The sequence below is a fragment of the Pseudomonas cichorii genome (assembly GCF_019719005.1).
Classification (GTDB): domain Bacteria; phylum Pseudomonadota; class Gammaproteobacteria; order Pseudomonadales; family Pseudomonadaceae; genus Aquipseudomonas; species Aquipseudomonas cichorii_E.
Map to the genome: position 1 here is coordinate 1 of NZ_JAIGPJ010000013.1, position 26,032 is coordinate 26,032.

Consider the following 26,032-nt stretch of genomic DNA (forward strand, 5'->3'; position numbering starts at 1 on the left):
TGGCCTGAGCCCTGTCGACTACAGGGCTCAGGCTGCTGGCTGAAACCGTCCAACTTTTGGGGGGCAGTTCAACTTGTGGGAGGGGCCTTGGCCGCGACGACCGGCTTTGAAGTGCAACCCATTTTCAGCGCTTGAAATATTGCTGTCGCGGCCAAGGCCTCACCCACGGATTGTGACCACAGCCACCAGACTTCTGAAATCAGCCTTTTTACCTGAATGGGATTAATTCAACGGGCTGCTTTCAGTACTCTCCCTGGGGTATACTCGTCGGCTTTGAAAATTTCGCCTGCGAGTGCTGCCCACCATGGAAATCAACCCGATCCTAAACAGCATCAAGGACCTGTCCGAGCGCTCCGAAACCATTCGGGGGTATCTTTGACTACGATCACAAACATGATCGTCTGACCGAAGTAAACCGCGAGCTCGAAGATCCCGCTGTCTGGAACAACCCCGAGTACGCACAGAACCTGGGCCGCGAGCGCGCTTCGCTGGCGCAGATCGTCGAAACCCTGGATGACATGACCTCGGGTCTGGCCGACGCCAAGGACCTGTTGCTGATGTCCGCCGAGGAAGAAGACCAGGCTGCCGTCGATGATGTGGCCGCTGAAGTCGAGCGCCTGCGCGAACTGCTGGAAAAGCTGGAATTCCGTCGCATGTTCAGCGGCGACATGGACCCCAACAACGCTTACCTGGACATCCAGGCCGGTTCCGGTGGCACCGAGGCTCAGGACTGGGCCAACATCCTGCTGCGCATGTACTTGCGCTGGGCTGACAAGCGTGGCTTCGACGCAACCATCATGGAGCTGTCCGCCGGTGAAGTCGCCGGTATCAAGGGCGCGACTGTGCATATCAAGGGTGAATACGCCTTTGGCTGGCTGCGTACCGAAATCGGCGTTCATCGTCTGGTGCGCAAGAGCCCGTTCGACTCCGGCAACCGTCGTCACACCTCGTTCTCGGCTGTCTTCGTCTCGCCGGAAATCGATGACAACATCGAAATCGACATCAACCCGGCAGACCTGCGGATCGACACCTACCGCTCCTCCGGTGCCGGTGGTCAGCACGTAAACACCACTGACTCGGCGGTACGTATCACCCACGTTCCGACCAACACCGTGGTCAGCTGCCAGAACGAACGTTCCCAGCATGCGAACAAGGACACCGCCATGAAAATGCTGCGGGCCCGTTTGTATGAGCAGGAAGTGCAGAAGCGCAACGCTGCGTCCCAGGCGCTTGAAGACACCAAGTCCGACATCGGCTGGGGTCATCAGATTCGCTCCTACGTTCTGGATGCCTCGCGCATCAAGGACCTGCGGACCAACATCGAGCGTAGCGACTGTGACAAGGTGCTCGACGGCGACCTCGACGAGTACCTGATCGCAAGCCTCAAGCAAGGCCTGTAATAACGCGCAGCCACCTCGATCCGTGAGCGTGGCTTGCCCGCGATCCCCTGCCGAGGGCGGGGGACAACGAACCTGTGATGGAAAATCTAAGACATGAGCGACCAACAACTCGACCCGCAAGCCCTGCAACAGGAAGAAAACACCCTGATCGCCCTGCGCAAGGAAAAGCTTGCTGCCGAGCGCGCCAAGGGTCAGGCCTTCCCCAACGACTTCCGCCGCGACAGCTACTGCAACGATCTGCAGAAAAAGTATGCTGACAAGACCAAGGAAGAGCTGGCCGATGCAGCGATTCCGGTCAAGGTTGCCGGTCGCATCATGCTTAACCGTGGCTCGTTCATGGTGATCCAGGACATGACCGGTCGCATCCAGGTCTACGTCAACCGCAAGACCCTGCCGGAAGAAACCCTGGCGGCGGTCAAGACCTGGGACCTGGGCGATATCATCGCCACCGAAGGTACCCTGGCCCGTTCCGGCAAGGGCGACCTGTACGTCGAAATGACCAGCGTGCGCCTGCTGACCAAGTCCCTGCGCCCGCTGCCGGACAAGCACCATGGCCTGACCGACACCGAGCAGCGCTATCGTCAGCGTTACGTTGACCTGATTGTCAACGAAGAAGTACGCGATACCTTCCGTGTCCGTTCGCAAGTCATTGCCCACATCCGCAGCTTCCTGATGAAGCGCGACTTCCTTGAAGTCGAAACGCCGATGCTGCAGACCATTCCCGGTGGTGCTGCTGCCAAGCCGTTCGAGACGCACCACAATGCCCTCGATATGGAAATGTTCCTGCGCATCGCGCCTGAACTGTACCTCAAGCGCCTGGTGGTCGGCGGCTTCGAGAAAGTGTTCGAGATCAACCGCAACTTCCGTAACGAAGGCGTTTCGACTCGTCACAACCCTGAATTCACCATGTTGGAGTTCTACCAGGCTTACGCCGACTATGAAGACAACATGGACCTGACCGAAGAACTGTTCCGCGAACTGGCGCAACTGGTTCTGGGCACCACTGACGTGCCTTATGGTGACAAGGTGTTCCACTTCGGCGAGCCGTTCGTGCGTCTGTCGGTGTTCGACTCGATCCTCAAGTACAACCCGGAGCTGACCGCTGACGACCTGAACGACATCGACAAGGCCCGCGCCATCGCCAAGAAAGCAGGCGCCAAGGTGCTGGGCTTCGAAGGTCTGGGCAAACTTCAGGTGATGATTTTCGAAGAACTGGTCGAGCACAAGCTGGAGCAGCCTCACTTCATCACCCAGTACCCGTTCGAAGTCTCGCCGCTGGCACGCCGCAACAATGACAACCCGAGCGTCACCGACCGTTTCGAGCTGTTCATCGGTGGCCGTGAAATCGCCAACGCCTACTCCGAGCTGAACGACGCTGAAGACCAGGCCGAGCGCTTCCAGGCCCAAGTGGCCGACAAGGATGCCGGTGACGACGAAGCCATGCATTACGACGCCGACTTCGTACGTGCGCTGGAATACGGCATGCCGCCAACGGCCGGTGAAGGTATCGGCATCGACCGTCTGGTGATGCTGCTCACCAACTCCCCGTCGATCCGCGACGTGATCCTGTTCCCGCACATGCGGCCACAAGCGTAATTAGCTACAAGACAAGCCGCCCGACAGGGCGGCTTTTTTATATCCATGTTTCGCGAATGAATCCCCGTAGGAGCGAATTCATTCGCGAAGGGATCGACCAGAAAGGAACCCCGTCGTGACAATCGCTCAAGAAGGAGCCGCAGGTGTTGCCTCCGCCGTGGCAAGGAGTGTCAGGTATCAAGGCCGCAAGGCCAGCCGGGAAGGTAGCGAGCAGCGTCGGCAGAAGATTCTCGATGCGACCATGCGCATTGTCGTACGCGATGGCGTGCGTGCTGTGCGTCACCGGGCCGTGGCGACCGAAGCGGACGTGCCGCTGTCGGCTACCACCTATTACTTCAAGGACATCGATGACCTGCTGACCGATGCCTTCGCTCAGTATGTCGAACGCAGCGCAGCCTATCAGGCCAAGCTGTGGCAGCACACTGAAGTCGTGTTGCGGGAAATGCTGACCCGCGGTACCGCCAATCCGACTGACCGCTTGCGTCTGGCCGATGATATTGCGCGCATGACCATGGAATACATCCGCCACCAGTTGCAGACTCGCCGTGAGTATCTGATTGCCGAGCACGCCTTTCACCATGAGGCATTGATCAATCCTCGGCTGGCGCCGCTGGTGGTTGCCCATCAAGAGATCCTGCTGCAAGGCACCTATCAGTTTCTGCAGGTTATCGGCTCGTCGCAGCCTGTTCAGGATGCTCAGGTGTTGACGGGGATAATCCGCCGGATGGAATATCAGGGTCTGCTTCATGGCCCGCACTATCAGGCGGACGAAGAAATACTCGGTATTCTCACTCGCCAGACGCGTCTGGTCCTTGGGATCGACTCATCGGTCTGCCCATGAGATACCCCTTTTTCAGGAGAGCACCATGAAAGCCTGGCGCGCATTGATTGCGCTGTCGTTCCTGCTCTTGAGCGGTTGTCTGGTGACTTTCGAGGACACCATTCCCGCAGGCAGCGCCGCCCCGGCCCATTTGCTTGGGCCCTGGACCAGCAAGAATGCCTGGGGCGAGCCCCTCGAACTCGAGCTTTCCCGCATCAGCGGTAACCTTTACAAGGCAGTCAGCTATCGTAAAGGTGATCGCAAGCATCGCGATGAGTACCGCTTCACGGTGACCGAGCATGGCAGCCGCTGGTATCTGTCGGCGCAACTGCCTGAAAAATATGGCTCTCACTATGTAATGGCCGGATTCGAGGTGACCGATGCCCATGAACTGGTTGTCTATAACCTGGATCTGGATCGATTCAGGCAGTGGGTGGATCAGCAGAACCTCACTGGCCAGCCAGTGGAGAGCGGGATCGGGCAGGGCATTCTGATCACCAGTCCTCTGGACCTGGTGTTCGGTTATCTGGACGATCCGGCCAATTCCGATGTTTTCCTGGAGGTCGCACGCTACCAGCGTGTACCCAAGTAGTAGGGCAGCAGCCCGCCAGCCAAGGAGTACCGGGTGGACGAGTACCAGCAAACCATTCGTGCATTATCGGATCGAATAGTCGTAGCCCAGACGCCGATTCGTGTACTGGATGCGGTGAAGTGGGATGAAAAAGTACGCAAGGATTTTCTCTCCGCCAAAGGCAAGGCATTACCTGCCGTGGATCGTGCCTATTACGAGAATCGTCCTTTGGGGTTCGACTCCGGGGCCTTGAAGCTCGAATTCCAGAACATCGAGCGCGATATCACCCGCCAGTTGGGCCAGTTCAACCCGGTCGGGCAGATCATGCGTCGCATGTGCAAGGAGTACCGCATGGTGATCCGCATGCTCGAAGCCCGTGGCACGCCGGATTTCGGGCTGATCTCCCAGGAACTGTACGGCGCGGCCTCCGATGCATTCCATGCCGGTGACCCGACCCTGGCGGACCTGGGGCTGATGCTTTCGGATTACCTGAACAATATTGCCGGTCGGGGCGACCTTAAGGACGAACCCAAGATACTCACCGCCAAGGATGCCGTTTCCCTGCTGCAGAGCCGCCTGAACAGGGTATTTGGCGAAGCCGAGGAAACCATCCGGGTGTTCGAGTCCGACGGTATCGTCGCCGATGCGGCGGCAGGTGCCGACTACATCAAGATCCGCACCGATGCGATGTTCAACGAGCGAGATGTCCGCGCGCTTGAGGTTCATGAAGGGCTGGTGCATGTCGGCACCACGCTCAATGGCCAGAACCAGCCGATCTGCACCTTCCTGTCCAAAGGGCCGCCTTCATCCACCGTGACTCAGGAAGGGTTGGCGATCCTCATGGAAGTCATTGCGTTCGCGTCCTACCCAAGCCGCCTGCGCAAACTGACCAACCGCACCCGCGCCATCCATATGGCCGAGGAGGGCGCCGATTTCCTGCAGGTGTTCGAGTTCTATCGCGAACAGGGCTTTGGCATGCCGGAAAGCTACGGCAATGCCAGCCGTGTCTTTCGTGGGTCGACGCCCAACGGGCTGCCATTCACCAAAGACTTGTCCTACCTCAAGGGTTTCATCATGGTTTACAACTATATTCAGTTGGCCGTGCGCAAGGGCAAGCTCGAACAGGTTCCGTTGCTGTTCTGTGGCAAGACCACCCTGGAAGATATGCGGACCTTGCGTCAACTGGTGGATGAAGGGCTGGTGGTCGCACCCAAATACCTGCCCGATCAGTTCCGTGACATGAACGCCCTGTCGGCCTGGATGTGCTTCTCCAACTTCCTGAACCACCTGAGCCTGGATCGTATCGAAGCGGATTATTCGAATATTTTGTAGCTCCCCTTCGCGAATGAATTCGCAGCCCGTGAGCGAATTCATTTGTGACCCCCAAAAAAGGACACCCAACTTGAAGCTGATCAGCATCCTCGTGTTGATCTTCAGCCTCACCGGCTGCAGTTCGATGCTGTTCTACCCGGAAACCGGTCTGCCGTTCACGCCTGACAAGGCCCATCTTCAATACCGTGACATTACCCTGACCGCCGCCGATGGCACTCGTCTGCATGGCTGGTGGCTGCCCGCCAAGGAAGGTGTGCCGGTCAAGGGCACGGTGCTGCACCTGCATGGCAATGGCGGCAACCTGTCGTGGCACCTGGGCGGGAGCTGGTGGTTGCCCGAGCAGGGCTATCAGGTCCTGATGCTGGATTATCGCGGTTATGGGGTGTCCGAAGGTTCGCCGAGCATGCCGGCCATCTATCAGGACATTCAGGCTGCATTCGACTGGCTGGATGCCGAACCCCAGGTACAAGGCAAACCTCTGGTGGTACTGGGGCAGAGCATTGGTGGTGCGCTGGGCGTGCATTATCTGTCGCAGCATCCCGAGCAGCGCAGCAAGCTCAAGGCGCTGATTCTTGATGGCGTGCCCGCCAGCTATCGCGATGTCGCGCGTTACACCCTCGGCACTTCCTGGCTCACCTGGCCGCTGAAAACGCCGCTGTCCTGGCTGATCCCCGACGCGGATAGCGCCATTAACGGCCTGCCGCAGCTCAAAGGCACGCCGATGATGATCTTCCAGAGCATGGACGACACTCTCGTGCCGCTTTCCAACGGCATCAGCCTCTACAAGGCCGCGCCTCTGCCCCGAGTGCTGCAACTGACCCGTGGCGGGCATGTACAGACCTTTTCCGATCCGCTCTGGCGTCAGGTGATGCTGCGCTACCTGGAAGATCCGCAGCACTTCAACGGGCTGCGCCGTCTGGGCGAGGTCCCCAACTATCCGCAAACCGACTATTCAAACCGAACCGGCAGAGAGCCCCAATGAGCGAAGAGCGTAACCCTATCCCACTGATCCTGACCGGCATCGGCACCATTTTCGGTACGGTCGGGTGCCTGTGGTTCTACGGCTATCTGCACTTTGCCAAGCCAGAAGATGCCCTGTTGCTCAGTGATTTCACCATGATCAAGACCGTGCCGGGCGAGGACTACAAGATCGCGGCCACGCCTGCTGCCGAAGTGGCGCAATGCATTGATGGTGTGTTGGTGCTGTTCGATACGTCCCAGAAAGGGTTGTCGGGTGTGTTGGTCAACAACAAGAAACAGGCTGTGCGCTGTATGGGGCAGGAGATTAGATAAAGCTTTCGCGACTGAAGTCGCTCCTACCGCGGTAGAAGCGACTTCATTTGCGAACGAGCAGTTAACGCAGCGAAGAGCGCGGTGCCACTGGCTGGTTGTCGTTGGAAATGGTCACTTCCACACGACGGTTCATGGCGCGGCCCGAGTTGCTGGTGTTGTCAGCCACTGGGTATTCCTTGCCATAGCCGGCTGCGACGATGCGGGACGGGTCAACACCCACACGGACCAGCGCGGCACGTACCGAGTTGGCGCGGCTTTCGGACAGCGACTGGTTGTAGGAAGCGGAACCGGTGCTATCGGTATAGCCCTCGACGATCACTTTGCGATCCGGGTTTTCCTGCAGGAACTGCGCAAGTTTGGCGATGTTGCCCTGTGCGCCCGGCTTCAGGTCGGCACGGTTCAGGTCGAACAGCACGTCACCGAAGGTCACCAGGGTGCCGCGTTCGGTCTGTTTGGCGTTCAGGCTGTTCTTGAGCTGGGCGATCTGTGCATCGCGAGCGTCCAGTCGGGCCTTGGCGCGTTCTGCCGAGGCGTTTTGCAGAGCCGCTTCGGAAGTGCGCAGGTTGATGGTCTCTTTGGCCAGTTCAACGCGCTGGTTGGTCAGGTAAGCCAGCTGGTCGACTCTTTTCTCGTCTTCCTTGTCGCGGAAGGCTTTGTCAGCCTTGTCCAGCCAGTCGCTGGCGTCCTTGGTTTCAAGGGCGGCAACTTTGGTAGCCTGCGGGTTGCTTTGCAGGGCGGAGAAGTTGGTCCGCGCCTGCTCCAGATTCGGGTTCGGTTTAGTGGCACAGGCCGCCAGGGCTACGCTCATGGCCAGCAGGGCAGGGATCATCAATTGTTTGCGCATAATAGGATCGTCCTTTAATCAATTACCAATGCATGAAAAACGCAGGGTGCGATCTGTGCTTATTGCACCTGACGCAGGCCTTCTTCACGTAGTTCTTCGACGCCCTGACGAGCATCCTGCACGGCTTTCTCGGCCTTGGCTGCCTGCGATTTACGCTCTGCTACACGAGCATCCCATTCGGCTTGTTCGGCCAGACGGCGGGCTTCGTCGTATTTTTGTTCCTGCATCGCCAGGTCGGCTTGCTTGAGTTTGTCCTGAGCAGCCTTGGTTTCTACTGCGGCGTACTCGGTCCCGCCAGCGCTGACGGCACTGTTGACGGCTGACTGAGTCACTGCGTACTGCTCGGTTGGTGGATTTCCCGCGCAACCAGCCAGAATGAAGGTGCTACCCAAGGCCAGCGCAGCCAGTTTCAACCCGCGCAGGCTTTTGAACTTGGATTTGGCAGTAAGGGTGTTCATGGTGATCAACTCCATTGTCAGACTCCGAACGTGGTTATCCATGACAGTCAGTTTTCCTGGCCGGAAGGCTTCAGGGTATGTGCCCGCTGCCTTGTGGCTTTCTGTAATGGTCAAAGGCTCCGACCTGTGGGTTTTTTGAATAGTTCAGTGAAATTTCTTCAACATGGTCAGGATTTTTCACCGGACGCTTTGCGTAATGGCATTCAGTGATGTCAGGAAAATATGGTCAGCCTGCGGGAAATATCGGGCTCGCACGGGCTTGCGGGACGATTGGAGAGTGCTCGCCAAAAGACAGATCGACTGTTGCCTGGATGCAAGAATTTGTCGCGGCACAGGTTTTTGGTGCACTGTTGGACACAGTTCATTGAAAGCTACCCGTACACGTCACCCATACAAGCCAGTCATACAAGAACAGGGGAGAGAGAACGATGGCCGATATCGATGCGCGTTTGCGCGAAGACGTTCACTTGCTGGGCGAGCTTTTGGGAAACACGATTCGCGATCAGCGCGGGGCCGCCTTTCTCGACAAGATCGAGCGTATTCGCAAAGGGGCGAAGGCCGGCAGGCGAGGTTCTGCGGCGGGTGCCGAGCAGTTGAGCTCCAGTGTCGACAGCCTGGACGATGACGAGCTGTTACCCGTGGCGCGAGCGTTCAACCAGTTCCTGAACCTGGCCAATATCGCCGAGCAGTATCAATTGATGCGCCGTCGCGATGACACCCAGCCTCAGCCTTTCGAGGCCCGGGTCCTGCCTGAACTGCTTGATCGGCTCAAGGCTGAAGGCCACTCTCCCGACGCGCTGGCCCGTCAGTTGGGCAAGCTGGAGATCGAACTGGTACTCACTGCGCACCCCACCGAGGTGGCGCGACGCACTCTGATCCAGAAATACGACGCCATTGCCGCGCAACTGGCGGCGCTGGACCATCGCGACCTCAACAGTATTGAGCGCGAGCAGATCACTTCCCGGTTGCAACGCCTGATCGCCGAAGCCTGGCACACCGAAGAAATCCGCCGTATCCGCCCTACGCCTGTCGATGAAGCCAAATGGGGTTTTGCGGTCATCGAGCATTCGCTCTGGCACGCGATTCCAAGCTATCTGCGCAAGGCCGATCAGGCGCTGCAAGCGGCTACCGGCCTGCATTTGCCACTGGAAGCGGCGCCGATCCGCTTTGCTTCGTGGATGGGCGGCGACCGGGACGGCAACCCCAATGTCACGGCCAGCGTTACCCGTGAAGTCCTGCTGCTGGCCCGCTGGATGGCCGCCGATCTGTTCCTGCGGGATGTAGATCAACTGGCTGCCGACCTTTCCATGCAGCAGGCCAGCGATGCCTTGCGCGCCAGCGTCGGTGAGAGCGCCGAACCCTATCGCGCCGAACTCAAGCGTTTGCGCGAACGTCTCAGGGCCACCCGAAACTGGGCCAATGCTTCGCTGACCGCGCCACAGCCTGCGCCGGATGCCGTGCTGCACGATAACCGTGAACTGCTTGAACCTCTCATGTTGTGCTTCCAGTCGCTGCATGACTGTGGAATGGGCGTGATCGCCGATGGTCCGCTGCTCGATTGCCTGCGTCGTGCGGTGACTTTCGGGCTGTTTCTGGTGCGTCTGGACGTGCGACAGGATTCCAGCCGTCACAGCGCGGCAATGACCGAAATCACCGACTATCTGGGCCTGGGTCGTTACGAGGAGTGGGATGAGCCGACACGCATCGATTTCCTGCTGCGTGAATTGAATAACCGTCGTCCCTTGCTTCCTGCTCATTTCAAACCGGCTGCCGACACTGCAGAAGTTCTGGCAACGTGCCGCGTCGTAGCGGCTGCACCGGCGGCTTCGCTGGGTTCTTACGTGATTTCCATGGCCGGTGCCGCATCGGACGTGCTCGCGGTACAACTGCTGCTCAAGGAAGCTGGCCTGCAACGGCCGATGCGCGTGGTGCCGCTGTTCGAGACTCTGGCGGACCTGGATAACGCGGGGCCTGTGATCGAGCGGCTTCTTGGACTGCCGGGTTATCGCTCGCGGCTGCACGGCCCGCAGGAAGTGATGATTGGCTATTCGGATTCCGCCAAGGATGCCGGCACCACTGCCGCGGCCTGGGCGCAGTACCGGGCGCAGGAAAAACTGGTGGAAATCTGCCGCGAGCAGCAAGTTGAACTGCTGTTGTTCCATGGCCGTGGGGGCACCGTCGGGCGCGGTGGTGGTCCGGCTCATGCGGCGATTCTGTCGCAACCGCCGGGTTCGGTTGCGGGGCGTTTCCGCACGACCGAACAGGGCGAAATGATTCGTTTCAAATTCGGCCTGCCGGACATTGCCGAGCAGAACCTCAACCTTTATCTGGCTGCCGTCCTGGAAGCGACCCTGCTGCCGCCTCCTTTGCCTGAGCCGTCCTGGCGGAAAATGATGGATCAGATGGCCACCGACGGGGTAAATGCCTATCGGGCCGTGGTGCGGGAAAACCCCGAGTTCGTCGAGTATTTCAGTCAGGCCACGCCCGAGCAGGAACTGGGTCGCCTGCCGCTGGGCAGTCGCCCTGCCAAGCGTCGTGCGGGTGGTGTCGAAAGCCTGCGGGCCATCCCGTGGATCTTCGCCTGGACCCAGACGCGCCTGATGCTTCCTGCCTGGCTCGGTTGGGAAGCCGCCCTGAGCAAGGCTCTGGAGCGTGGGGAAGGGGACGTGCTGGCGCAGATGCGCGAGCAGTGGCCATTCTTTCGCACCCGCATCGATATGCTGGAAATGGTGCTGGCCAAGGCCGACTCGGACATCGCCCAGCTCTACGATGACCGTCTGGTGAGCGCTGAACTGCAACATTTGGGTGCGCATTTGCGCGGCCTATTGTCGCAGGCGTGCAAGGTTGTCCTGGGCCTCACCGGGCAGCAGCAACTGCTGGCCCATAGTCCGGAGACCCTGGAATTCATCAGTCTGCGCAACACGTATCTGGACCCGCTGCATCTGTTGCAGGCCGAGCTTCTGGCGCGCTCCCGGCATCGTGAGTCCAGCCTGGACAGTCCTCTGGAACTGGCTTTACTGGTGTCTGTTGCAGGCATTGCAGCCGGATTGCGCAATACCGGCTGACAGGCCTGAGTCCGGTTGCTTGCAGGCCATTGCCGGGACAGATGTGTATTGCGTGAAAGCGGGTTGAGCAGGTGCGGGTTTGCACAGGTGGGCGCAACTGCTCTCATGCCTTGGGTTGCTGCGACTTTTGGCGTCTTGTGCGGCCTGTGTCTGCTGTGTATCTTGGTCAGCCTTTTGGCCTTTGGCCGACGTTTATTTTTCAGATTGGCCCAAGAGGCGAATCCGACGATTGACTATAAAAATTTGAGGAGCATGACGATGCGCGTGATTCTGCTGGGAGCTCCTGGAGCCGGTAAAGGTACTCAGGCAAAATTCATCACTGAAAAATTCGGCATCCCGCAGGTTTCGACTGGCGACATGCTGCGCGCAGCGGTCAAGGCCGGCACTGAACTGGGCCTGAAGGCCAAAAGTGTCATGGATTCGGGTGGCCTGGTTTCCGATGACCTGATCATCGGCCTGATCAAGGATCGTCTGGAACAGCCTGACTGCAAGAACGGCGTACTGTTCGATGGTTTTCCGCGCACCATTCCTCAGGCTGAAGCCCTGTTGAAGGCGGGTCTGGACATCGACCATGTGCTGGAAATCGCCGTTGATGACGAGGAGATTGTCCAGCGCATATCCGGCCGTCGCGTCCATGAAGGTTCCGGCCGTATCTACCATGTGCAGCACAATCCGCCGAAGGTTGAAGGTGTTGACGACGTCACTGGCGAGCCTCTGGTTCAGCGCAAGGACGATGTCGAAGAAACCGTTCGCCATCGCTTGTCGGTCTATCACGCACAGACCAAGCCGCTGGTTGCGTTCTACAGCGAACTGAGCAAGAAGAATGGCAAGCCCAAGTGCAGCCATATCGAAGGTGTCGGTTCCGTGGATGCGATCACCACCAAGGTGCTTGCTGCATTGACCTGAGCCCGAAAGCTCTGAATTCAACAATGGCCCGCTTGCGGGCCATTTGTCATTTATACTGCGTCACTTTTTCCAACGAAGACGGATACACCGATGACCACCTTGCTGGCCCTGGACACCGCCACTGAAGCCTGCTCGGTCGCTTTGCTGCATGACGGCAAGGTACTGAGCCACTATGAGGTGATCCCGCGTCTGCATGCCCAGCGCCTGCTGCCCATGATCAAGGATCTGCTGGCCGAGGCGGGCATTGCCATGTCGGCGCTGGATGCCATTGCTTTCGGACGTGGTCCGGGCGCCTTCACGGGCGTGCGTATCGCCATCGGCGTGGTTCAGGGGCTGGCTTTCGCGCTGGAGCGTCCGGTGCTGCCCGTCTCGAACCTGGCGGTGCTGGCGCAGCGTGCCTGCCGCGAGTACGGCGCCCAGCAGGTCGCTTCGGCCATTGATGCGCGGATGGATGAAGTCTATTGGGGTTGCTATCGCGAAACTGCCGGTGAGATGCGTCTGGTCGGCAACGAAGCGGTCTTGCCGCCCGAACAGGTTGCCTTGCCTGTCGATGCCGACGGTCAATGGTTCGGTGCCGGTACCGGCTGGGGTTATGCCGAGCGTATTCCGGTTTCGCTGGTCGGTCAGGACGCGAGCATGTTGCCCCATGCCCAGGATCTGCTGACCCTGGCGACGTTTGCCTGGAACCGTGGCGAGTCGATTCCGGCAGACGATGCCCAGCCGGTCTATCTGCGCGACAAGGTGGCGACGCCCAAGATGCCAAAGTAGAAGTGACTTCAGTCGCGAAGAGGCCAATGAAAATACATCGCCTGGAATGGTTTGCGAATAAATTCGCTTCCACGGAAATGTCAATTAGCCATCTACCACTTGTCGACTAATCCGTTCGTTATGCCCGGCGGCGCAAACAATCTGCAATATGTGTGGTCTAGTTATCGTTCACGTATTTGCCAAGTTCCGGCCTGTGACGTTAAATTGCCACTACAAGACGCCGAGTAGATATCGATGCGCATAGACGGACCCTCATCACGTTCATACCCTATCAAGCGAAAGCCGAAGAAGGTTCCTTCGACCGTTGAAGGCACCTTTGAAGAAATCGATGGCGATGTAGAAGTCGAATTGCCTGCGCGGCCTGCTCAGGCCTCGCGCCGTGAGTCTTCGGGTGACGCTCAGATTGGCTCCACCGCCAACGTGCCTGCTCGCCCGCAGGACATCATCTTCCCTCGCTCCATGAGCACCCGTGTCGCCAACGCTTTGGCCAGCTATCTGACCACTGCCAGTTTTGTGGATTGGGATCTGGAAGTGTCGGGGCTCGATCTCCACGTCTGACCGTGCCCAGCCTGCCTTACTATCTGGGATGTCCGTCATGGAGCGAAAGCGCATGGCGTGAGTCGTTCTACCCCGAAGATGCCCGTCCCACCGACTTCCTGCGCCTCTATTCCCAAGTCTTCAATGTTGTCGAAGGCAATACCACGTTCTACGCTCGTCCCGCAGCCGCCACTGTCCAGCGCTGGGCTAAAGTCCTGCCACAGGATTTTCGTTTCACGGCCAAGTTTCCCCGGGACATCAGCCATGACGGCGACCTTCGCCTGCAACTGGATGCCGCTGAAGCCTTTGTGAAGCTGCTGGCCCCTCTTGGCGAGCGTGTTTCACCGTTCTGGCTGCAACTGCCGGCCAGTTTCTCGCCTCAGCGCCTGGCGGAGCTGGCGGGTTTTCTCGATGAGCTCAAGGTGCCTCTGGCGGTTGAGGTGCGGCACATGGCCTTTTTCGAGAAGGGCGACGAGGAGCGCATGCTCAACCGCCTGTTGCTGGACCGTGGCGTGGAGCGTATTTGTCTGGATTCCCGGGCGCTGTTCAGTTGTGTCTCCACGGATCCGGCCGTGCTCCATGCCCAATCGAAGAAACCCCGAGTGCCGCCACGTCCGGCTGCCTTGACCCAATCGCCACAGGTTCGCTTCATTGGTCGCCCTGTGCTGGAGGACAACGACCCGTTCCTGACGCAATGGATCGAAAAGGTCGCCGTGTGGATCGAGGAAGGACGCACGCCTTACGTGTTCCTGCACACCCCGGACAACCTGAAGGCGCCTGACCTGGCCCAGCGTTTTCATCGCTTCCTGATGGAGCGCCTGCCGGGGCTGCCGCCATTGCCCGAGCTGGATCGTGGTCCGCAAGTGGAGCAACTGGGCTTGCTCTGAGGTCGATAGTTGTGGGTTCAATAGGCCCCCACTTCACGATGACCTGGAAAAGCTCATGGACTCTCGAGAACTGCACCGGGCACATACCTTCAAGGCCTTGCATGAGCGCGACAGCGCCTTTGTGATTCCCAATCCGTGGGATGCGGGCTCGGCAAAGTTGCTGGCCTCGCTGGGCTTCGAGGCTTTGGCGACCACCAGTGCCGGTTTTGCCTTCAGCCTTGGGCGGGCCGATGCCGAAGGTGCAATCAGTCGCGATGAAACCCTGGAAAATGTCGCTGCCATCGTCGCCGCAACGGACCTGCCCGTAGCGGCCGATCTGGAGAACTGCTTCGCCGACAGCCCTGAAGGGTGCGCCGAAACCTTGTTGAAGGCCGCAGCCACCGGAATTGTCGGTGGCTCCATCGAAGATGCCAGTGGTGACGCGACAAGGCCCATCTACGATTTCGAGCTGTCTGTCGAGCGCGTCAGGGCGGCGGTTTCGGCTGCGCGCAGTCTGCCATTTCCCTTCCTGCTGACAGCTCGTGCCGAGAACCTGTTGCATGGCCGACTGGATTTTGCCGACACCCTGCGCCGCCTCGAAGCCTATGCCGAAGCCGGTGCTGACGTGCTGTATGCGCCGGGGCTGCGGACCCGTGAGGAAGTCATCGCGGTGGTTCGTGCCGTAGCGCCCAGGCCCGTGAACGTGCTGATGGGGCTTGGCGGCGTAACCTTATCGGTGGCGGATCTGACCGAGTGTGGCGTCAAGCGCATCAGCGTGGGTTCTTCCATGGCGCGAGCGGCCTGGGGCGCGCTTTATCGGGCGGCCGAAGAGGTCCGCACTCAAGGCTCCTTCAGCTACGCCGAGCAGGCATTGCCGTTCGATCGGCTCAATGCTCTGTTCAAAAGCTGAGGATGCGGATTTTTCTGCTGGTCCTGTTGCTGTGTGCGGCAGCCGTGATGGCGGTCTGGCGAGGCTGGGTCGATGTTCCGCCGCAGTGGAACCCATGGGCGCCTTTGGATGTGCGACTGGAACCCAACCTGCTGACGCCCTTCAAACTGGCGCGTTTGCAGGATGACCCGGCGCTGTGCGATCTGGCGCTGGGCTCATCGAGCCTGCGTTACAGTCGTCAGGCCGACAGCGATCCATCTGCCAGATGCCCCTTGCAGAACACCTTGCGTATTCAGGGCGGCGATGTCGCACTGAGCAGCAGCTTTCTGGCCAGTTGCCCGCTGGCCGTGGCCTATGCCCTGTTCGACATCCACACCTTGCAGCCCGCGGCCCAGACGGTTTTTGGCCAGCGCGTCGCACGGATCGATCATCTGGGCAGCTTTGCCTGCCGGAACATCTATAACCGCGCCAATAGCCGCCTCAGCCAGCACGCCACCGCCAATGCCCTGGATATCGCCGGTTTTCGTCTGGCTGACGGGCAGAGAATCAACCTGCTCAAGGACTGGAATGACGAAGGCGAAAAGGGGCGTTTTCTAAGGCTTGTGCGTGACGGCGCGTGCAAGAATTTCAGCACGGTGCTGGGGCCGGAGTACAACGCGGCGCATCGTGATCATTTTCATGTGGATGTGGGGCTGTGGCAGGTATGCCGTTAGGCAGCCATACGCAGGTTTTGCAGGATCAGCGGACGAGCCCAGCCATTTTCATAGTCGAACTGGCGTTGTTGAGCCTGGATGGTTTCTTCGTCCAGTGGCAGGGCAGGCTTGTCGGCCAGCTCCCACTCGAGCTCGGCAATCGGCAGGTGCAGAGGACGCGGTTGCGGACCTGGCCCTGGGTTGCCGTTGTAGTTGTAAGGGTTGACCACGGTCGGGCGAACCCAGTTGCTGTCGAATTCCAGATGGCGTTGCTGCTCGATGATTTCGCTGATGCTGAACGGCTCGGCAGCCGGTGGCAGAAGGTCGAGTTCAAATTCGGCAATCGGCAGGAACAGCGGCTCTGGTGGTTTGACCTGGGTGTCGGTGACCGGGCAGGCGCGCTGCTCGACGATCTTGCTCAGGGTGCGTGCGCCAGTGACCGGTTCGCCGGTTTCAACATCGACTTCGATCTTGATCGGCGCTTGCTCAGGCTTGCTGCCATCACCGATCTGTTCTGCCATCGCGCGTGCAAATGCATCCGACCACAGTTGCGTCACACCGGTCAGGGTGCGGCTGTTGCTGAGGCTGTAGTCGCCTGCGTGCGACAAGTAGCCGATGGATGATTGAACAATCTCTGACATGGCGATCAGTTCTGGCCTTGGGTCTGGCAAAATGCCCGATACTTGGTTATCGGCCGATTTTGCCGATCATTAACATTTTTTGAGTGTGTGCAGCGAATGAGTGAGCAGCAAGCGGGCAGTCGTATACGGGTCGAAGCCCTGGCGGTGAGCGGACAGGATCAGGCATCGCAGTGGGCGCAGCGTCTGAACCTGCCTTTGCAGGATGAGCAGGCCGACTTTGCCCTGCAAGTGACCGACGATGGCCTGCAATTGCAGCAACTGGGCGATGATGTTCCAGGCCCGGTGCGAGTGGATTTTGTCGAAGGCGCTGTGGCGCATCGTCGTCTGTTCGGCGGCGGTAGCGGGCAGATGATCGCCAAGGCCGTCGGTATTCAGCCGGGTGTACGGCCAAGGGTGCTGGATGCCACGGCAGGCTTGGGCAAGGATGCGTTCGTATTGGCTAGTCTTGGTTGCGAAATGAGCCTGATCGAACGTCAGCCGATCATTGCTGCCCTGCTGGAAGATGGTTTGCTGCGCGGTCGTCATGATGCCGATGTGGGTGGCATTATCGCGCAGATGCGTCTGCTGACCGGCAACTCCATCGAGCTGATCCGTGCCTGGGAAGGCGAGCCGCCGCAGGTGATCTACCTCGATCCGATGTTCCCCCATCGCGAAAAGACCGCGCTGGTGAAAAAGGAAATGCGCCTGTTCCGTCCGTTGGTGGGCGATGACATGGACGCGCCAGCCCTGCTGGAAGCTGCCCTTGCCCTGGCGACCCATCGAGTTGTCGTCAAACGCCCGCGCAAGGCTCCCTGCATCGAAGGCCCGAAACCGGGTTATGCGCTGGATGGTAAGTCCAGCCGTTATGACATCTACCCGAAGAAGGCGCTCAAGAGCTGATTTTCAATGCCGTTTCGCCAATGAATTCCCGTGTGCGTAGGAGCCAATTCATTTGCGAACGTGTCATTGAACCCTGTAAGCGCGCATGAACATCTCCACCACTTCCCGGACATGTTGCTCGGCCTCTTCTGTGGCGGGCAGTTCTCCGCAGCCCACCAGAAGACGGAAATGGCAGAGTCCTTTGACCAGATTCAGAAAGTGCTCGGCGGCGGTTTTCGGGGATTCGATGCGCAGCTCGCCTGATTTGTCGATCTGGATCAGCAGGCGTTCCATTTCGTTGAGAATGCGTTGCGGGCCTGCCTCGAAAAAAATCCTCGACAGCTTCGGGTCCTGGATGCCCAGGTTGACCATCAGTCGATTCAGCTCCAGAGATTCGGGGCTGTTGATCAGTGTCTGAAAGGCCCGAGCGACGTTCAACAGCACCGTTTCCACCGGCAGATCACTGCTCAAATGCACGAACAGGGCAGGCATCTGCTCTTCGCAGCGGGCGACGACCGCGGCAGAGAACAGCGTTTCCTTGTCGGTGAAATGGCTGTAGACCGTGAGTTTTGAGACGCCTGCTTCGGCGGCGATGCTGTCCATGCTGGTGTTGCCATAACCGTGACGCACGAAAAGGTCTTTCGCGGCTTCGAGAATGGCTTTGCGCTTTTCCGGGTCCTTGGGGCGACCCGGACCTGAGGTCAACGAAGTGTTTGGCATATGTTGAAATAATGAACTGGAGAGTTTGAAAAATTTTAATATACTCGCCAGTACAATTATTCCAAGCCCTATTCGTGCAAAGGTCCACATCATGTTCCGCGATGCTTTGTCTCTCGTCGTGCCGGTTTGTCTGCTGTCATTGCTCACAGCTTGCAGTCAGGAAGTGGCTGCGCCTGTGGTGGTGCGTCCGGCCATGGTGGCCCAGCCACTGCTTTCCTCTCAATCGGTGGACAGTTATCCCGGCGAAGTGCGGGCTCGTTTCGAACCTGAGCTGGCATTCCGCATCGGCGGCAAGGTCAGCAAGCGTCTGGTGGAAGTGGGGCAACGGGTGAAGGTCGATCAGCCGCTGGCCGAGCTGGATGCCGAGGATGTGCGCCTGCAACTTGAAGCGACCCGCGCCCAGGTCGCGGCCGCAGAAGCCAATCTGAATCTGGTACGTTCCGAGCGTGATCGCTACAAGACCCTGCTGGATCGCCAGATGGTCAGCCGCTCGCAATATGACAACGCGGAAAACCTCTATCGCTCCGGCGAAGCCCGGCTCAAGCAGATCAAGGCCGAGCTGACCGTCGCCGACAACCAGACCCGCTACACCGTTTTGCGTGCTTCCCAGGATGGCGTCATCGCCGGGCGTTCGGTGGAAGTCGGGCAGGTGGTTGCGGCTGGCCAGACGGTTTTTACCCTGGCGGCAGATGGTGAGCGTGAAGTGTTGATCAGCCTGCCGGAACAGAGTTTTGCCCGCTTCAAGGTGGGCCAGCCGGTGTCCGTCGAACTGTGGACCGTGCGCGATCAGCGTTTTGCCGGTCGTATCCGTGAGCTGTCACCGGCTGCCGATCCGCGTTCTCGTACCTTCGCTGCGCGCATTGCCTTTGCCACCGGGCAGGTTCCGGTCGAGCTGGGGCAGAGCGCCCGGGTGTTTATCGCGGCAGAGCATGCGGTTCCGCTGTCCGTCCCACTCTCGGCGGTCAGCTCGGAAAATGGCGCCAGCTACGTCTGGCGGGTCAGCCCTGATGGCATTCTCAAGCGTGCTCCTGTGCAGCTTGGGGCCTACGGGCAGGAATCGGTGCCGGTACTCGAAGGCCTGAAAGAAACCGACTGGATCGTCGCCGCTGGCGTGCATGTGTTGCGCGAAGGCGAACGGATCCGCCCCGTGGACCGCAGCAATCGTGCGGTAAAAATGGCGGCCGGGGAGTAGACGCAGATGCATTTCAATCTTTCCGAATGGGCGCTGCGTCATCGCCAGGTCGTCCTGTACCTGATGATCGTGCTGGCAGTGGTTGGAGCGCTTTCCTACACCAAGCTTGGGCAAAGCGAAGATCCTCCTTTCACCTTCAAGGCCATGGTCATCCGTACCTTGTGGCCGGGCGCCAGTGCCGAGGAAGTGGCGCGGCAGGTGACTGATAAAATCGAAAAGAAACTGATGGAAACCGGCGAGTACGAGCGGATTTCCTCGTTCTCGCGTCCCGGTGAATCGACCGTGACGTTCATTGCCCGCGACTCGATTTTTTCGGCGGCGGTGCCCGAGCTCTGGTATCAGTTGCGCAAGAAGATCGGCGATATCCGCCAGACCTTGCCACAAGGCGTGCAGGGGCCGTTTTTCAACGATGAGTTCGGCACCACGTTCGGCAATATCTATGCACTGAGCGGCGAAGGGTTCGATTACGCCGTGCTCAAGGACTATGCCGAGCGCATCCAGATACGTTTGCAGCGGGTCAAGGATGTCGGCAAGGTCGAGCTGATCGGCCTGCAGGACGAGAAGATCTGGATCGAACTGTCGAACGTCAAGCTGGCCACCCTCGGCTTGCCCATGGAGGCCGTTCAGCAGGCCCTTGAGGCACAGAACGCGGTGTCGTCTGCCAGTTTCTTTGAAACCCCGGCCGAGCGTATCCAGTTGCGGGTCAGCGGGCGTTTTCAGTCGGTGGACGAAATTCGCAACTTCCCGATCCGGGTCGGTGATCGCACCTTGCGCATCAGCGATCTGGCCGACGTGCATCGCGGTTTCAACGATCCACCGGCACCGCGCATGCGCTTCATGGATGAGGATGCCATCGGTCTGGCGGTGGCCATGAAGGATGGCGGCGATATTCTGGTGCTGGGCCGTGCGCTGGAAGGCGAGTTCGCCAGGCTGCAAAAGAATCTGCCGGCAGGCATGCAGTTGCGCAAGGTGTCCGATCAGCCGGCAGCGGTAAAAACCGGTGTGGGCGAGTTCGTTCAGGTACTGGCCGAGGCGCTGGTCATCGTCTTGCTGGTGAGTTTCTTCTCGCTGGGCGTGCGTACCGGGATGGTGGTTGCCCTGGCGATTCCGCTGGTCTTGGCCATGACCTTCGCCACCATGTATTACCTGGGGATCGGCCTGCACAAGATTTCCCTCGGCGCACTGGTGCTGGCTCTGGGCTTGCTGGTGGATGACGCGATCATTGCCGTTGAAATGATGGCCATCAAGATGGAGCAGGGCTATGACCGGCTCAAGGCGGCCAGTTTCGCCTGGACCAGCACGGCCTTCCCGATGCTGACCGGCACCTTGATTACCGCAGCCGGCTTCCTGCCGATTGCCACTGCGCTGTCGAGTACCGGCGAATACACCCGCTCGATCTTTCAGGTCGTGACCATTGCGCTGATCGCTTCCTGGATTGTGGCGGTGATGTTTGTGCCTTATCTGGGCGACCGCCTGTTGCCGGATCTGGCGAAGATTCATGCGGCCAAGCATGGCTCTGACGCTCCCGATCCTTACGCGACGCCCATGTACAAGCGTGTGCGTGCGCTGGTGGGCTGGTGCGTAGAGCGGCGCAAGACCGTGATTGTCGCCACCGTCGCGCTTTTTGTGTTGTCGGTGGTGATGTTCCGTTTCGTTCCGCAGCAGTTCTTCCCGGCATCGGGACGACTGGAACTGATGATCGATCTAAAACTGGCGGAAGGCGCGTCCCTGCAAAACACCACCGAGCAGGTCACCCGGCTGGAGCAGATGCTCAAGGATCATCCGGGTATCGATAACTACGTGGCGTATGTGGGCACCGGTTCGCCGCGTTTCTATCTGCCGCTGGATCAGCAACTGCCCGCGCCAAGCTTTGCCCAGATTGTGGTACTGACCAAGACCATCGAAGATCGAGAAGCCCTGCGCAGCTGGCTGATCACCAGTCTCAACGAGCAATTCCCTACTTTGCGCTCACGGGTGACACGCCTGGAAAACGGCCCGCCTGTGGGGTATCCGGTGCAGTTCCGGGTGACGGGCGAGCATATCGAAGTGGTTCGGGAGCTGGCTCGTCAGGTCCGGGAGAAAGTGAGGGAGAACCCGCACGTCTCCAATGTCCATCTGGACTGGGAAGAGCCCAGCAAGGTCGTGCATTTGAATATTGATCAGGACCGGGCGAGGGCGCTGGGCGTCACCACGGCGGATCTTTCGGCCTTCCTGCGAAACTCCCTTACCGGTTCCAGCGTGAGCCAGTTCCGTGAGGACGACGAACTGATCGAAATCCTGCTGCGCGGCACCCGCAACGAGCGCGAGCAATTGGGTAATCTGTCGAGTCTGGCGGTGCCCACGCAAAGCGGAGCCAGCATTGCGCTGTCGCAGGTTGCGACCCTGGAGTATGGTTTTGAAGAGGGTGTCATCTGGCACCGCAATCGCCTGCCCAGCGTGACGGTGCGTGCCGATATCTATGGCAAGGAACAGCCGGCGACACTGGTCCGGCAGATCCTGCCGACCCTTGAGCCGGTACGTGCTGAACTGCCGGATGGCTATCTGCTGGAAGTGGGCGGCACCGTGGAGGATTCGGCTCGCGGGCAGAACTCGGTGAATGCCGGTGTGCCGCTGTTCATCGTGGTCGTACTGACCTTGCTGATGATCCAGTTGCGCAGCTTTTCACGCATGTTCATGGTGTTCGTGACTGCGCCGCTGGGCTTGATCGGTGTGACGCTGTTCCTGCTGATCTTCAATCAGCCGTTCGGCTTCGTTGCCATGCTGGGGACCATCGCCCTTTCCGGTATGATCATGCGCAACTCGGTGATTCTGGTGGACCAGATCGAGCAGGATATCGCCAGCGGGCAGGATCAATGGCACGCCATCATCGAAGCCACGGTGCGCCGTTTCCGGCCGATCGTGCTGACCGCGCTGGCCGCCGTGCTGGCCATGATTCCGCTGTCGCGCAGCCTGTTCTTCGGCCCGATGGCAGTGGCGATCATGGGCGGACTGATTGTCGCCACGGCGCTGACCTTGCTGTTCCTGCCAGCGCTTTATGCCGCATGGTTCAGAGTAAAACGGCCGTAGGAGCGAATTTATTCGCGAAAAACCATTCGCGGATAAATCCGCTCCTACGGGGTTTAGAGTGCCCCGAAAACCTTCTTCGCCAATCCGGTCGCTGCAGCGGCCGGGTTGGCGCGGATGCTTTCTTCCTGTTTGGCGATCATCTCGAACAGGCCATTAAGCGCCTGTTCGGTCACATAGCCTTCAATGTTTGAGCTTTTCGCGTCCAGAACGCCCAGGGTTGCAGCCTGACCGGCAAAGGCGTTGTATTTCTGGGCCAGGCCTACCTTGTCGGTGGCCTGCTTGACGATGGGCAGGAATTTGGCGCGGATCTGCTCACGGCTGCTGCTGTTCAGGTACTGAGTGGCGGAGTCCTTGCCGCCACTGAGGATCGACTTGGCATCGGCCACGCTCATTTTCCTGACCGCATCCACCAGCAAGGCCTGAGCCTGTGGAACGGCAGCCTCGGCGGCCTGGTTCATGCTTGCTTCCAGTTGATCGACCTGAGCGCCCATGCCGAACTGCTTCATCTTTTTCGCGACCTTGCCCAGATTCCCCGGCAATTCGATACGCACTTCCTGGTTATTGCTGAAACCTCCGGGCACGCCCAGTTGCTTGACCGCTACCTGAGCGCCCTGGGTCAGTGCATCCTTGAGCCCGCCAGTGGCGTCCGATTGCGACAGGTCACCCAGAGACAGGGCAAACACGTTGGCCGACAGCAGCAGGCCTGCGCACAGGCCGGCAAAGGTAAACGATGGGCGAAGCATGGCAGCATCCTTATTTTGTGGAGTCTTGAAAGTCGCGCTGACATGAGCATCAGCGCGACCCTGCATTGAGGTTATCAGGGAACCTGAAAAGCGTGGCTCAATCTGCGGCAGGCGTTTCTTCGATCTCGTTATGCAGCGTCACCTGCCGGATCGACAGGCGGATATCGCCCGGCAGCACACGCTTGGCTGCGCCTTCCGCCAGTTCCCCGAGCAACGGGTGATGGCTCAGCTTGCCAGCGCCGTCCTTGCGCAGCACGCCGAGGTCGAGCAAGGTCTGGATGAAATGCCGGAACAGGCTCTTGTCGAAGAACTCCGGGGCATTGAGGCCATGCAGGATCGACAGCCGCTGGGCCATGACCGTACACAGGTCTTCCAGCTCTTCTGCGCTCAGCGTGTTCTGGCCGCTGTTGAGCAGCAACGAGATGGCCATGTAGAAACGCTGCAAGGTCTGGGCGATGGCCTTGGACAACAGCGTCAGTTGCACATACTCCCTGGAACTCGGTTCCGGACGGACATAGGCATCGTTCTTGAAGCGCAGCAGGCCTTGCTCGACAAGTGCGGCCAGCCATTGGTCGACGACCTCATCCAGCTCTTCCAGGGGCCAGCGAATGAACAGCTCCGATTGCAGGTACGGATACAACGCACGGGTGTAGCGCAGGATCTGATCGCGGTTCATGCGCGACGAGCTCTGGAAGAAGCTTGCCAGCAGCGACGGCATCGCGAAGATATGCAGCACGTTGTTGCGGTAGTAGGTCATCAGGACTGCATTCTGTTCGTTCAGATACAGAATCTTGCCCAATGCATCCTTTTGCTCGGCCAGCAGATCCATGCCTTTGACATGCTCGATCAGTGCCCGGCCATTGCCTTCGGGCAATGTCGTGTGTGGTGAATAGGGCACTTTGCGCAGCAGTGCCAGATACAGATCCAGCACCCGCTCCATGGCCTGATCGTCCAGCGCCAGCCGTTGGGTGGAAAGCAGCGCTACGGCCACCAGATTCATCGGGTTGACGGCTGCGGCTTCGTTCAGATGCCGGGCTACGCGTTCGCCCAGGCGGTTGGTGGTCTCATTGAGCCACGTCGGACGGAATTGCGGCCCCAGTTCCTGTTCGCGCCAGTTGGGCTGTTCGCTGTCGAGAAACTGCGCCAGCTTGATCGGCTCGCCAAAGTTCACCGACACCTGCCCGAAGCGCTGCTTGAGGGCGCCGATAACCTTGAAGATATCGAAGATCGATTCTTTCTTCTTGCTGGCCCCGCGCAGTTCGCCCAGGTAAGTACGGCCTTCGAGTACCCGCTCATAGCCGATATACACCGGCACGAACACGATGGGCATACGCGAATTGCGCAGGAAGCTGCGCAGGGTAATGGCGAGCATGCCGGTCTTGGGTTGCAGCATGCGGCCAGTACGCGAACGACCACCTTCGACGAAGTATTCGACCGGAAAGCCCTTGGTGAACAGGGTGTGCAGGTATTCGTTGAACACGGCGGTGTACAGCGGATTGCCCTTGAAGGTCCGACGCATGAAAAACGCGCCGCCCCGACGCAGCAGGCCACCGATCACTGGCATGTTCAGGTTGATGCCTGCTGCAATGTGCGGTGGCGTCAGGCCGTTGCGAAACAGCAGATAGGACAGCAGCAGGTAATCGATGTGGCTGCGATGGCAGGGCACATAAATCACTTCATGGCCGGGCGCGACGTCCTGTACACCTTCTATGTGGCTGACCTTGATCCCGTCGTAGATCTTGTTCCAGAACCAGCTCAGCACCACTTCCAGAAAACGGATGGCCGAATAGGTGTAGTCCGACGTAATTTCGTTGCCGTAGCGCAGTGCCTGTTCCCGGGCCTTCTCGTGAGTGATTTTCTCGCGCTCGGCTTCTTCGACAATCGCCTGCTGGACCATGGGCTCGTCCAGCAGGCCTTTGACCAGATTGCGACGGTGGGAAACGTCGGGACCGATGACCGCTGTTTTCAGGTTGCGAAAGCGCACCCGCAACAGGCGCTGGCTCATGCGCAGCGTCAGTTCCGGGCTTTTGTTTTCGTTGACCAGATCGCGCAGATGGATAGGGTTCGAGAACTGCACGCGGGTCTTGCGGCCCAGAATCAGAATGGTGACCAGACGACGCAGGCGCCCGGTGACCGCCCAGCTGTCGGCGAACAGCAGTTTCCAGGCGCTGGATTCGCGGTCCGGCGACTGTCCCCAGAACACGCTGACCGGAATGACTTGCGCATCTTCAGTCGGGTTCTGGCTGACCGTCTCAAGCAGCCGCTCAAGCGTCGGCGGCGCACCGCGTTTGTCGTGACGGCCCAGCCAGTCAGGCTCGGGGGTCAGGTAAAAGAACGCGGCAGGCTCCATCAGGTTACCCACCGACACCGGCAGGATCGGTCGCGGCAGGCCGGCCTTGCGGCACTCGGTATCGATGACTGCCAGATCGCTCAGGGATGGCGATTGCAGCACATAGAAAACCGGACGACTGCGGTCCAGATTGAGCGTGAAAGACGACTGGTTGATGGTTTCCGAGCGAACCCAGAGGTACAGCAACCGGCGCAGAGTACCGAATACAAGACGACGGAACGGGGAACGGGTCATACGGCTTCTGCTGAGTGGGATGTAGGGGCGAGCGCCCGATGGGCATCAGTGTGCCGTATCTGTCCGGTATCGGCAAAGTGGCCAGTGGCGGTGGCAAGCGAGTGGGAGCGCCTTTGCTGTTACAGCATGTTCAGGTGTTGGACATGTGTTGCCTGGAAGGTTAGTCGGGCGAGATGGCTCCTGGCGGGGGG

The 26,032-nt window shown here is 59.4% G+C and carries 24 protein-coding genes; 18 read left to right on the top strand and 6 right to left on the bottom strand.

Features of this window, described 5'->3' with window-relative positions; all coding sequences use genetic code 11:
- Window positions 1-304 precede the first annotated feature (304 nt).
- From prfB to K5D32_RS12060, 7 genes are all read left to right on the top strand, one after another.
- Window positions 305-1,400 (top strand): peptide chain release factor 2 gene (gene prfB / locus K5D32_RS12030; protein WP_117148217.1). Its coding sequence is split into 2 segments (ribosomal slippage): window positions 305-376 and window positions 378-1,400, totalling 1,095 coding nucleotides; the frame shifts between segments, so codons are not numbered across the junction.
- 93 nt (window positions 1,401-1,493) lie between these two features.
- Window positions 1,494-2,996, top strand: coding sequence for a lysine--tRNA ligase (gene lysS, locus K5D32_RS12035; RefSeq protein WP_025258909.1), 1,503 nt, complete (start codon window positions 1,494-1,496; stop codon window positions 2,994-2,996).
- A 115-nt stretch (window positions 2,997-3,111) separates the two neighbouring features.
- On the top strand, window positions 3,112-3,837 hold the full coding sequence (locus tag K5D32_RS12040; RefSeq protein WP_221576732.1) for a TetR/AcrR family transcriptional regulator: 726 nt from the start codon (window positions 3,112-3,114) through the stop codon (window positions 3,835-3,837).
- Between the two features lie 25 nt (window positions 3,838-3,862).
- Window positions 3,863-4,408 carry a hypothetical protein gene (locus K5D32_RS12045; RefSeq protein WP_221600437.1) on the top strand — a complete coding sequence of 182 codons (546 nt, stop codon included), beginning with the start codon at window positions 3,863-3,865 and terminating at the stop codon, window positions 4,406-4,408.
- Between the two features lie 33 nt (window positions 4,409-4,441).
- On the top strand, window positions 4,442-5,719 hold the full coding sequence (locus K5D32_RS12050) for a flavohemoglobin expression-modulating QEGLA motif protein (protein WP_221600439.1): 1,278 nt from the start codon (window positions 4,442-4,444) through the stop codon (window positions 5,717-5,719).
- A gap of 70 nt (window positions 5,720-5,789) precedes the next feature.
- The gene (locus K5D32_RS12055) at window positions 5,790-6,701 is read left to right on the top strand and encodes an alpha/beta hydrolase (protein WP_221600441.1); all 912 of its coding nucleotides are present in this window, start codon (window positions 5,790-5,792) and stop codon (window positions 6,699-6,701) included.
- Entirely contained in the window at window positions 6,698-7,012 is a 315-nt protein-coding gene (locus K5D32_RS12060; protein ID WP_221600443.1) for a hypothetical protein, read from the top strand. The genes K5D32_RS12055 and K5D32_RS12060 overlap by 4 nt, the downstream gene beginning before the upstream one ends.
- 61 nt (window positions 7,013-7,073) lie before the next feature.
- Here K5D32_RS12060 and K5D32_RS12065 read toward each other — a convergent pair whose 3' ends face one another.
- Together K5D32_RS12065 and K5D32_RS12070 are read right to left on the bottom strand one after the other, a co-directional pair.
- Entirely contained in the window at window positions 7,074-7,856 is a 783-nt protein-coding gene (locus K5D32_RS12065; protein ID WP_221576736.1) for an OmpA family protein, read from the bottom strand.
- Window positions 7,857-7,915: 59 nt separating this feature from the next.
- Window positions 7,916-8,329, bottom strand: coding sequence for a DUF4398 domain-containing protein (locus tag K5D32_RS12070; protein ID WP_221576737.1), 414 nt, complete (start codon window positions 8,327-8,329; stop codon window positions 7,916-7,918).
- Window positions 8,330-8,742: 413 nt separating this feature from the next.
- Here K5D32_RS12070 and ppc point away from each other — a divergent pair, with 413 nt between their 5' ends.
- From ppc to K5D32_RS12105, 7 genes are all read left to right on the top strand, one after another.
- Window positions 8,743-11,379, top strand: coding sequence for a phosphoenolpyruvate carboxylase (gene ppc / locus K5D32_RS12075; protein ID WP_221593776.1), 2,637 nt, complete (start codon window positions 8,743-8,745; stop codon window positions 11,377-11,379).
- A gap of 258 nt (window positions 11,380-11,637) precedes the next feature.
- Complete coding sequence (adk, locus tag K5D32_RS12080) at window positions 11,638-12,285, top strand: adenylate kinase (RefSeq protein ID WP_221576739.1); 648 nt, start codon at window positions 11,638-11,640, stop codon at window positions 12,283-12,285.
- Window positions 12,286-12,375: 90 nt separating this feature from the next.
- Entirely contained in the window at window positions 12,376-13,053 is a 678-nt protein-coding gene (tsaB, locus tag K5D32_RS12085; RefSeq protein WP_221576740.1) for a tRNA (adenosine(37)-N6)-threonylcarbamoyltransferase complex dimerization subunit type 1 TsaB, read from the top strand.
- Between the two features lie 234 nt (window positions 13,054-13,287).
- Window positions 13,288-13,611 (top strand): hypothetical protein, encoded by a 324-nt coding sequence (locus tag K5D32_RS12090; protein WP_221600445.1) that lies wholly within the window; start codon window positions 13,288-13,290, stop codon window positions 13,609-13,611.
- 2 nt (window positions 13,612-13,613) lie between these two features.
- The gene (locus tag K5D32_RS12095; protein WP_221600446.1) at window positions 13,614-14,477 is read left to right on the top strand and encodes a DUF72 domain-containing protein; all 864 of its coding nucleotides are present in this window, start codon (window positions 13,614-13,616) and stop codon (window positions 14,475-14,477) included.
- Between the two features lie 55 nt (window positions 14,478-14,532).
- Window positions 14,533-15,366, top strand: a complete 834-nt coding sequence (locus K5D32_RS12100) for an oxaloacetate decarboxylase (protein WP_221600448.1) — start codon at window positions 14,533-14,535, stop codon at window positions 15,364-15,366.
- Between the two features lie 2 nt (window positions 15,367-15,368).
- Window positions 15,369-16,058, top strand: coding sequence for an extensin family protein (locus K5D32_RS12105; RefSeq protein ID WP_221600450.1), 690 nt, complete (start codon window positions 15,369-15,371; stop codon window positions 16,056-16,058).
- On the opposite strand, the gene K5D32_RS12110 is transcribed toward K5D32_RS12105, so the two are convergent.
- Window positions 16,055-16,678: a hypothetical protein gene (locus K5D32_RS12110; protein ID WP_025258924.1), complete on the bottom strand. Its 624-nt coding sequence runs from the start codon at window positions 16,676-16,678 to the stop codon at window positions 16,055-16,057. The genes K5D32_RS12105 and K5D32_RS12110 overlap by 4 nt on opposite strands.
- Window positions 16,679-16,774: 96 nt before the next feature.
- Here K5D32_RS12110 and K5D32_RS12115 point away from each other — a divergent pair, with 96 nt between their 5' ends.
- On the top strand, window positions 16,775-17,557 hold the full coding sequence (locus K5D32_RS12115) for a class I SAM-dependent methyltransferase (RefSeq protein WP_221600452.1): 783 nt from the start codon (window positions 16,775-16,777) through the stop codon (window positions 17,555-17,557).
- A gap of 63 nt (window positions 17,558-17,620) precedes the next feature.
- Here K5D32_RS12115 and K5D32_RS12120 read toward each other — a convergent pair whose 3' ends face one another.
- On the bottom strand, window positions 17,621-18,256 hold the full coding sequence (locus tag K5D32_RS12120; RefSeq protein ID WP_221600453.1) for a TetR/AcrR family transcriptional regulator: 636 nt from the start codon (window positions 18,254-18,256) through the stop codon (window positions 17,621-17,623).
- 91 nt (window positions 18,257-18,347) lie between these two features.
- Here K5D32_RS12120 and K5D32_RS12125 point away from each other — a divergent pair, with 91 nt between their 5' ends.
- Complete coding sequence (locus K5D32_RS12125; protein WP_221600455.1) at window positions 18,348-19,448, top strand: efflux RND transporter periplasmic adaptor subunit; 1,101 nt, start codon at window positions 18,348-18,350, stop codon at window positions 19,446-19,448.
- Window positions 19,449-19,454: 6 nt separating this feature from the next.
- The gene (locus K5D32_RS12130) at window positions 19,455-22,514 is read left to right on the top strand and encodes an efflux RND transporter permease subunit (RefSeq protein WP_221600457.1); all 3,060 of its coding nucleotides are present in this window, start codon (window positions 19,455-19,457) and stop codon (window positions 22,512-22,514) included.
- Window positions 22,515-22,567: 53 nt separating this feature from the next.
- Here the strand turns inward: K5D32_RS12130 and K5D32_RS12135 are convergent, their stop codons facing one another.
- A complete protein-coding gene (locus K5D32_RS12135; RefSeq protein WP_221600459.1) occupies window positions 22,568-23,257 on the bottom strand; it encodes a DUF4197 domain-containing protein in 690 nt (229 codons plus the stop codon).
- Between the two features lie 97 nt (window positions 23,258-23,354).
- Window positions 23,355-25,841 carry a glycerol-3-phosphate 1-O-acyltransferase PlsB gene (plsB, locus tag K5D32_RS12140; RefSeq protein ID WP_221600460.1) on the bottom strand — a complete coding sequence of 829 codons (2,487 nt, stop codon included), beginning with the start codon at window positions 25,839-25,841 and terminating at the stop codon, window positions 23,355-23,357.
- Between the two features lie 38 nt (window positions 25,842-25,879).
- Here plsB and K5D32_RS25960 point away from each other — a divergent pair, with 38 nt between their 5' ends.
- Window positions 25,880-26,005: a hypothetical protein gene (locus K5D32_RS25960; protein WP_260407363.1), complete on the top strand. Its 126-nt coding sequence runs from the start codon at window positions 25,880-25,882 to the stop codon at window positions 26,003-26,005.
- Window positions 26,006-26,032 lie beyond the last annotated feature (27 nt).

What these genes read in the sequence shown, in the direction of transcription:
- K5D32_RS12065 (WP_221576736.1), bottom strand. Translation starts at nt 7,856, where the DNA reads ATGCGCAAACAATTGATGATCCCTGCCCTGCTGGCCATGAGCGTAGCC.
- K5D32_RS12105 (WP_221600450.1), top strand. Translation starts at nt 15,369, where the DNA reads ATGCGGATTTTTCTGCTGGTCCTGTTGCTGTGTGCGGCAGCCGTGATG.
- K5D32_RS12100 (WP_221600448.1), top strand. Translation starts at nt 14,533, where the DNA reads ATGGACTCTCGAGAACTGCACCGGGCACATACCTTCAAGGCCTTGCAT.
- tsaB (WP_221576740.1), top strand. Translation starts at nt 12,376, where the DNA reads ATGACCACCTTGCTGGCCCTGGACACCGCCACTGAAGCCTGCTCGGTC.
- ppc (WP_221593776.1), top strand. Translation starts at nt 8,743, where the DNA reads ATGGCCGATATCGATGCGCGTTTGCGCGAAGACGTTCACTTGCTGGGC.
- K5D32_RS25960 (WP_260407363.1), top strand. Translation starts at nt 25,880, where the DNA reads ATGGGCATCAGTGTGCCGTATCTGTCCGGTATCGGCAAAGTGGCCAGT.
- lysS (WP_025258909.1), top strand. Translation starts at nt 1,494, where the DNA reads ATGAGCGACCAACAACTCGACCCGCAAGCCCTGCAACAGGAAGAAAAC.
- K5D32_RS12070 (WP_221576737.1), bottom strand. Translation starts at nt 8,329, where the DNA reads ATGGAGTTGATCACCATGAACACCCTTACTGCCAAATCCAAGTTCAAA.
- K5D32_RS12045 (WP_221600437.1), top strand. Translation starts at nt 3,863, where the DNA reads ATGAAAGCCTGGCGCGCATTGATTGCGCTGTCGTTCCTGCTCTTGAGC.
- K5D32_RS12120 (WP_221600453.1), bottom strand. Translation starts at nt 18,256, where the DNA reads ATGCCAAACACTTCGTTGACCTCAGGTCCGGGTCGCCCCAAGGACCCG.
- K5D32_RS12130 (WP_221600457.1), top strand. Translation starts at nt 19,455, where the DNA reads ATGCATTTCAATCTTTCCGAATGGGCGCTGCGTCATCGCCAGGTCGTC.
- plsB (WP_221600460.1), bottom strand. Translation starts at nt 25,841, where the DNA reads ATGACCCGTTCCCCGTTCCGTCGTCTTGTATTCGGTACTCTGCGCCGG.
- K5D32_RS12135 (WP_221600459.1), bottom strand. Translation starts at nt 23,257, where the DNA reads ATGCTTCGCCCATCGTTTACCTTTGCCGGCCTGTGCGCAGGCCTGCTG.
- adk (WP_221576739.1), top strand. Translation starts at nt 11,638, where the DNA reads ATGCGCGTGATTCTGCTGGGAGCTCCTGGAGCCGGTAAAGGTACTCAG.
- K5D32_RS12115 (WP_221600452.1), top strand. Translation starts at nt 16,775, where the DNA reads ATGAGTGAGCAGCAAGCGGGCAGTCGTATACGGGTCGAAGCCCTGGCG.
- K5D32_RS12125 (WP_221600455.1), top strand. Translation starts at nt 18,348, where the DNA reads ATGTTCCGCGATGCTTTGTCTCTCGTCGTGCCGGTTTGTCTGCTGTCA.
- K5D32_RS12060 (WP_221600443.1), top strand. Translation starts at nt 6,698, where the DNA reads ATGAGCGAAGAGCGTAACCCTATCCCACTGATCCTGACCGGCATCGGC.
- K5D32_RS12110 (WP_025258924.1), bottom strand. Translation starts at nt 16,678, where the DNA reads ATGTCAGAGATTGTTCAATCATCCATCGGCTACTTGTCGCACGCAGGC.
- K5D32_RS12090 (WP_221600445.1), top strand. Translation starts at nt 13,288, where the DNA reads ATGCGCATAGACGGACCCTCATCACGTTCATACCCTATCAAGCGAAAG.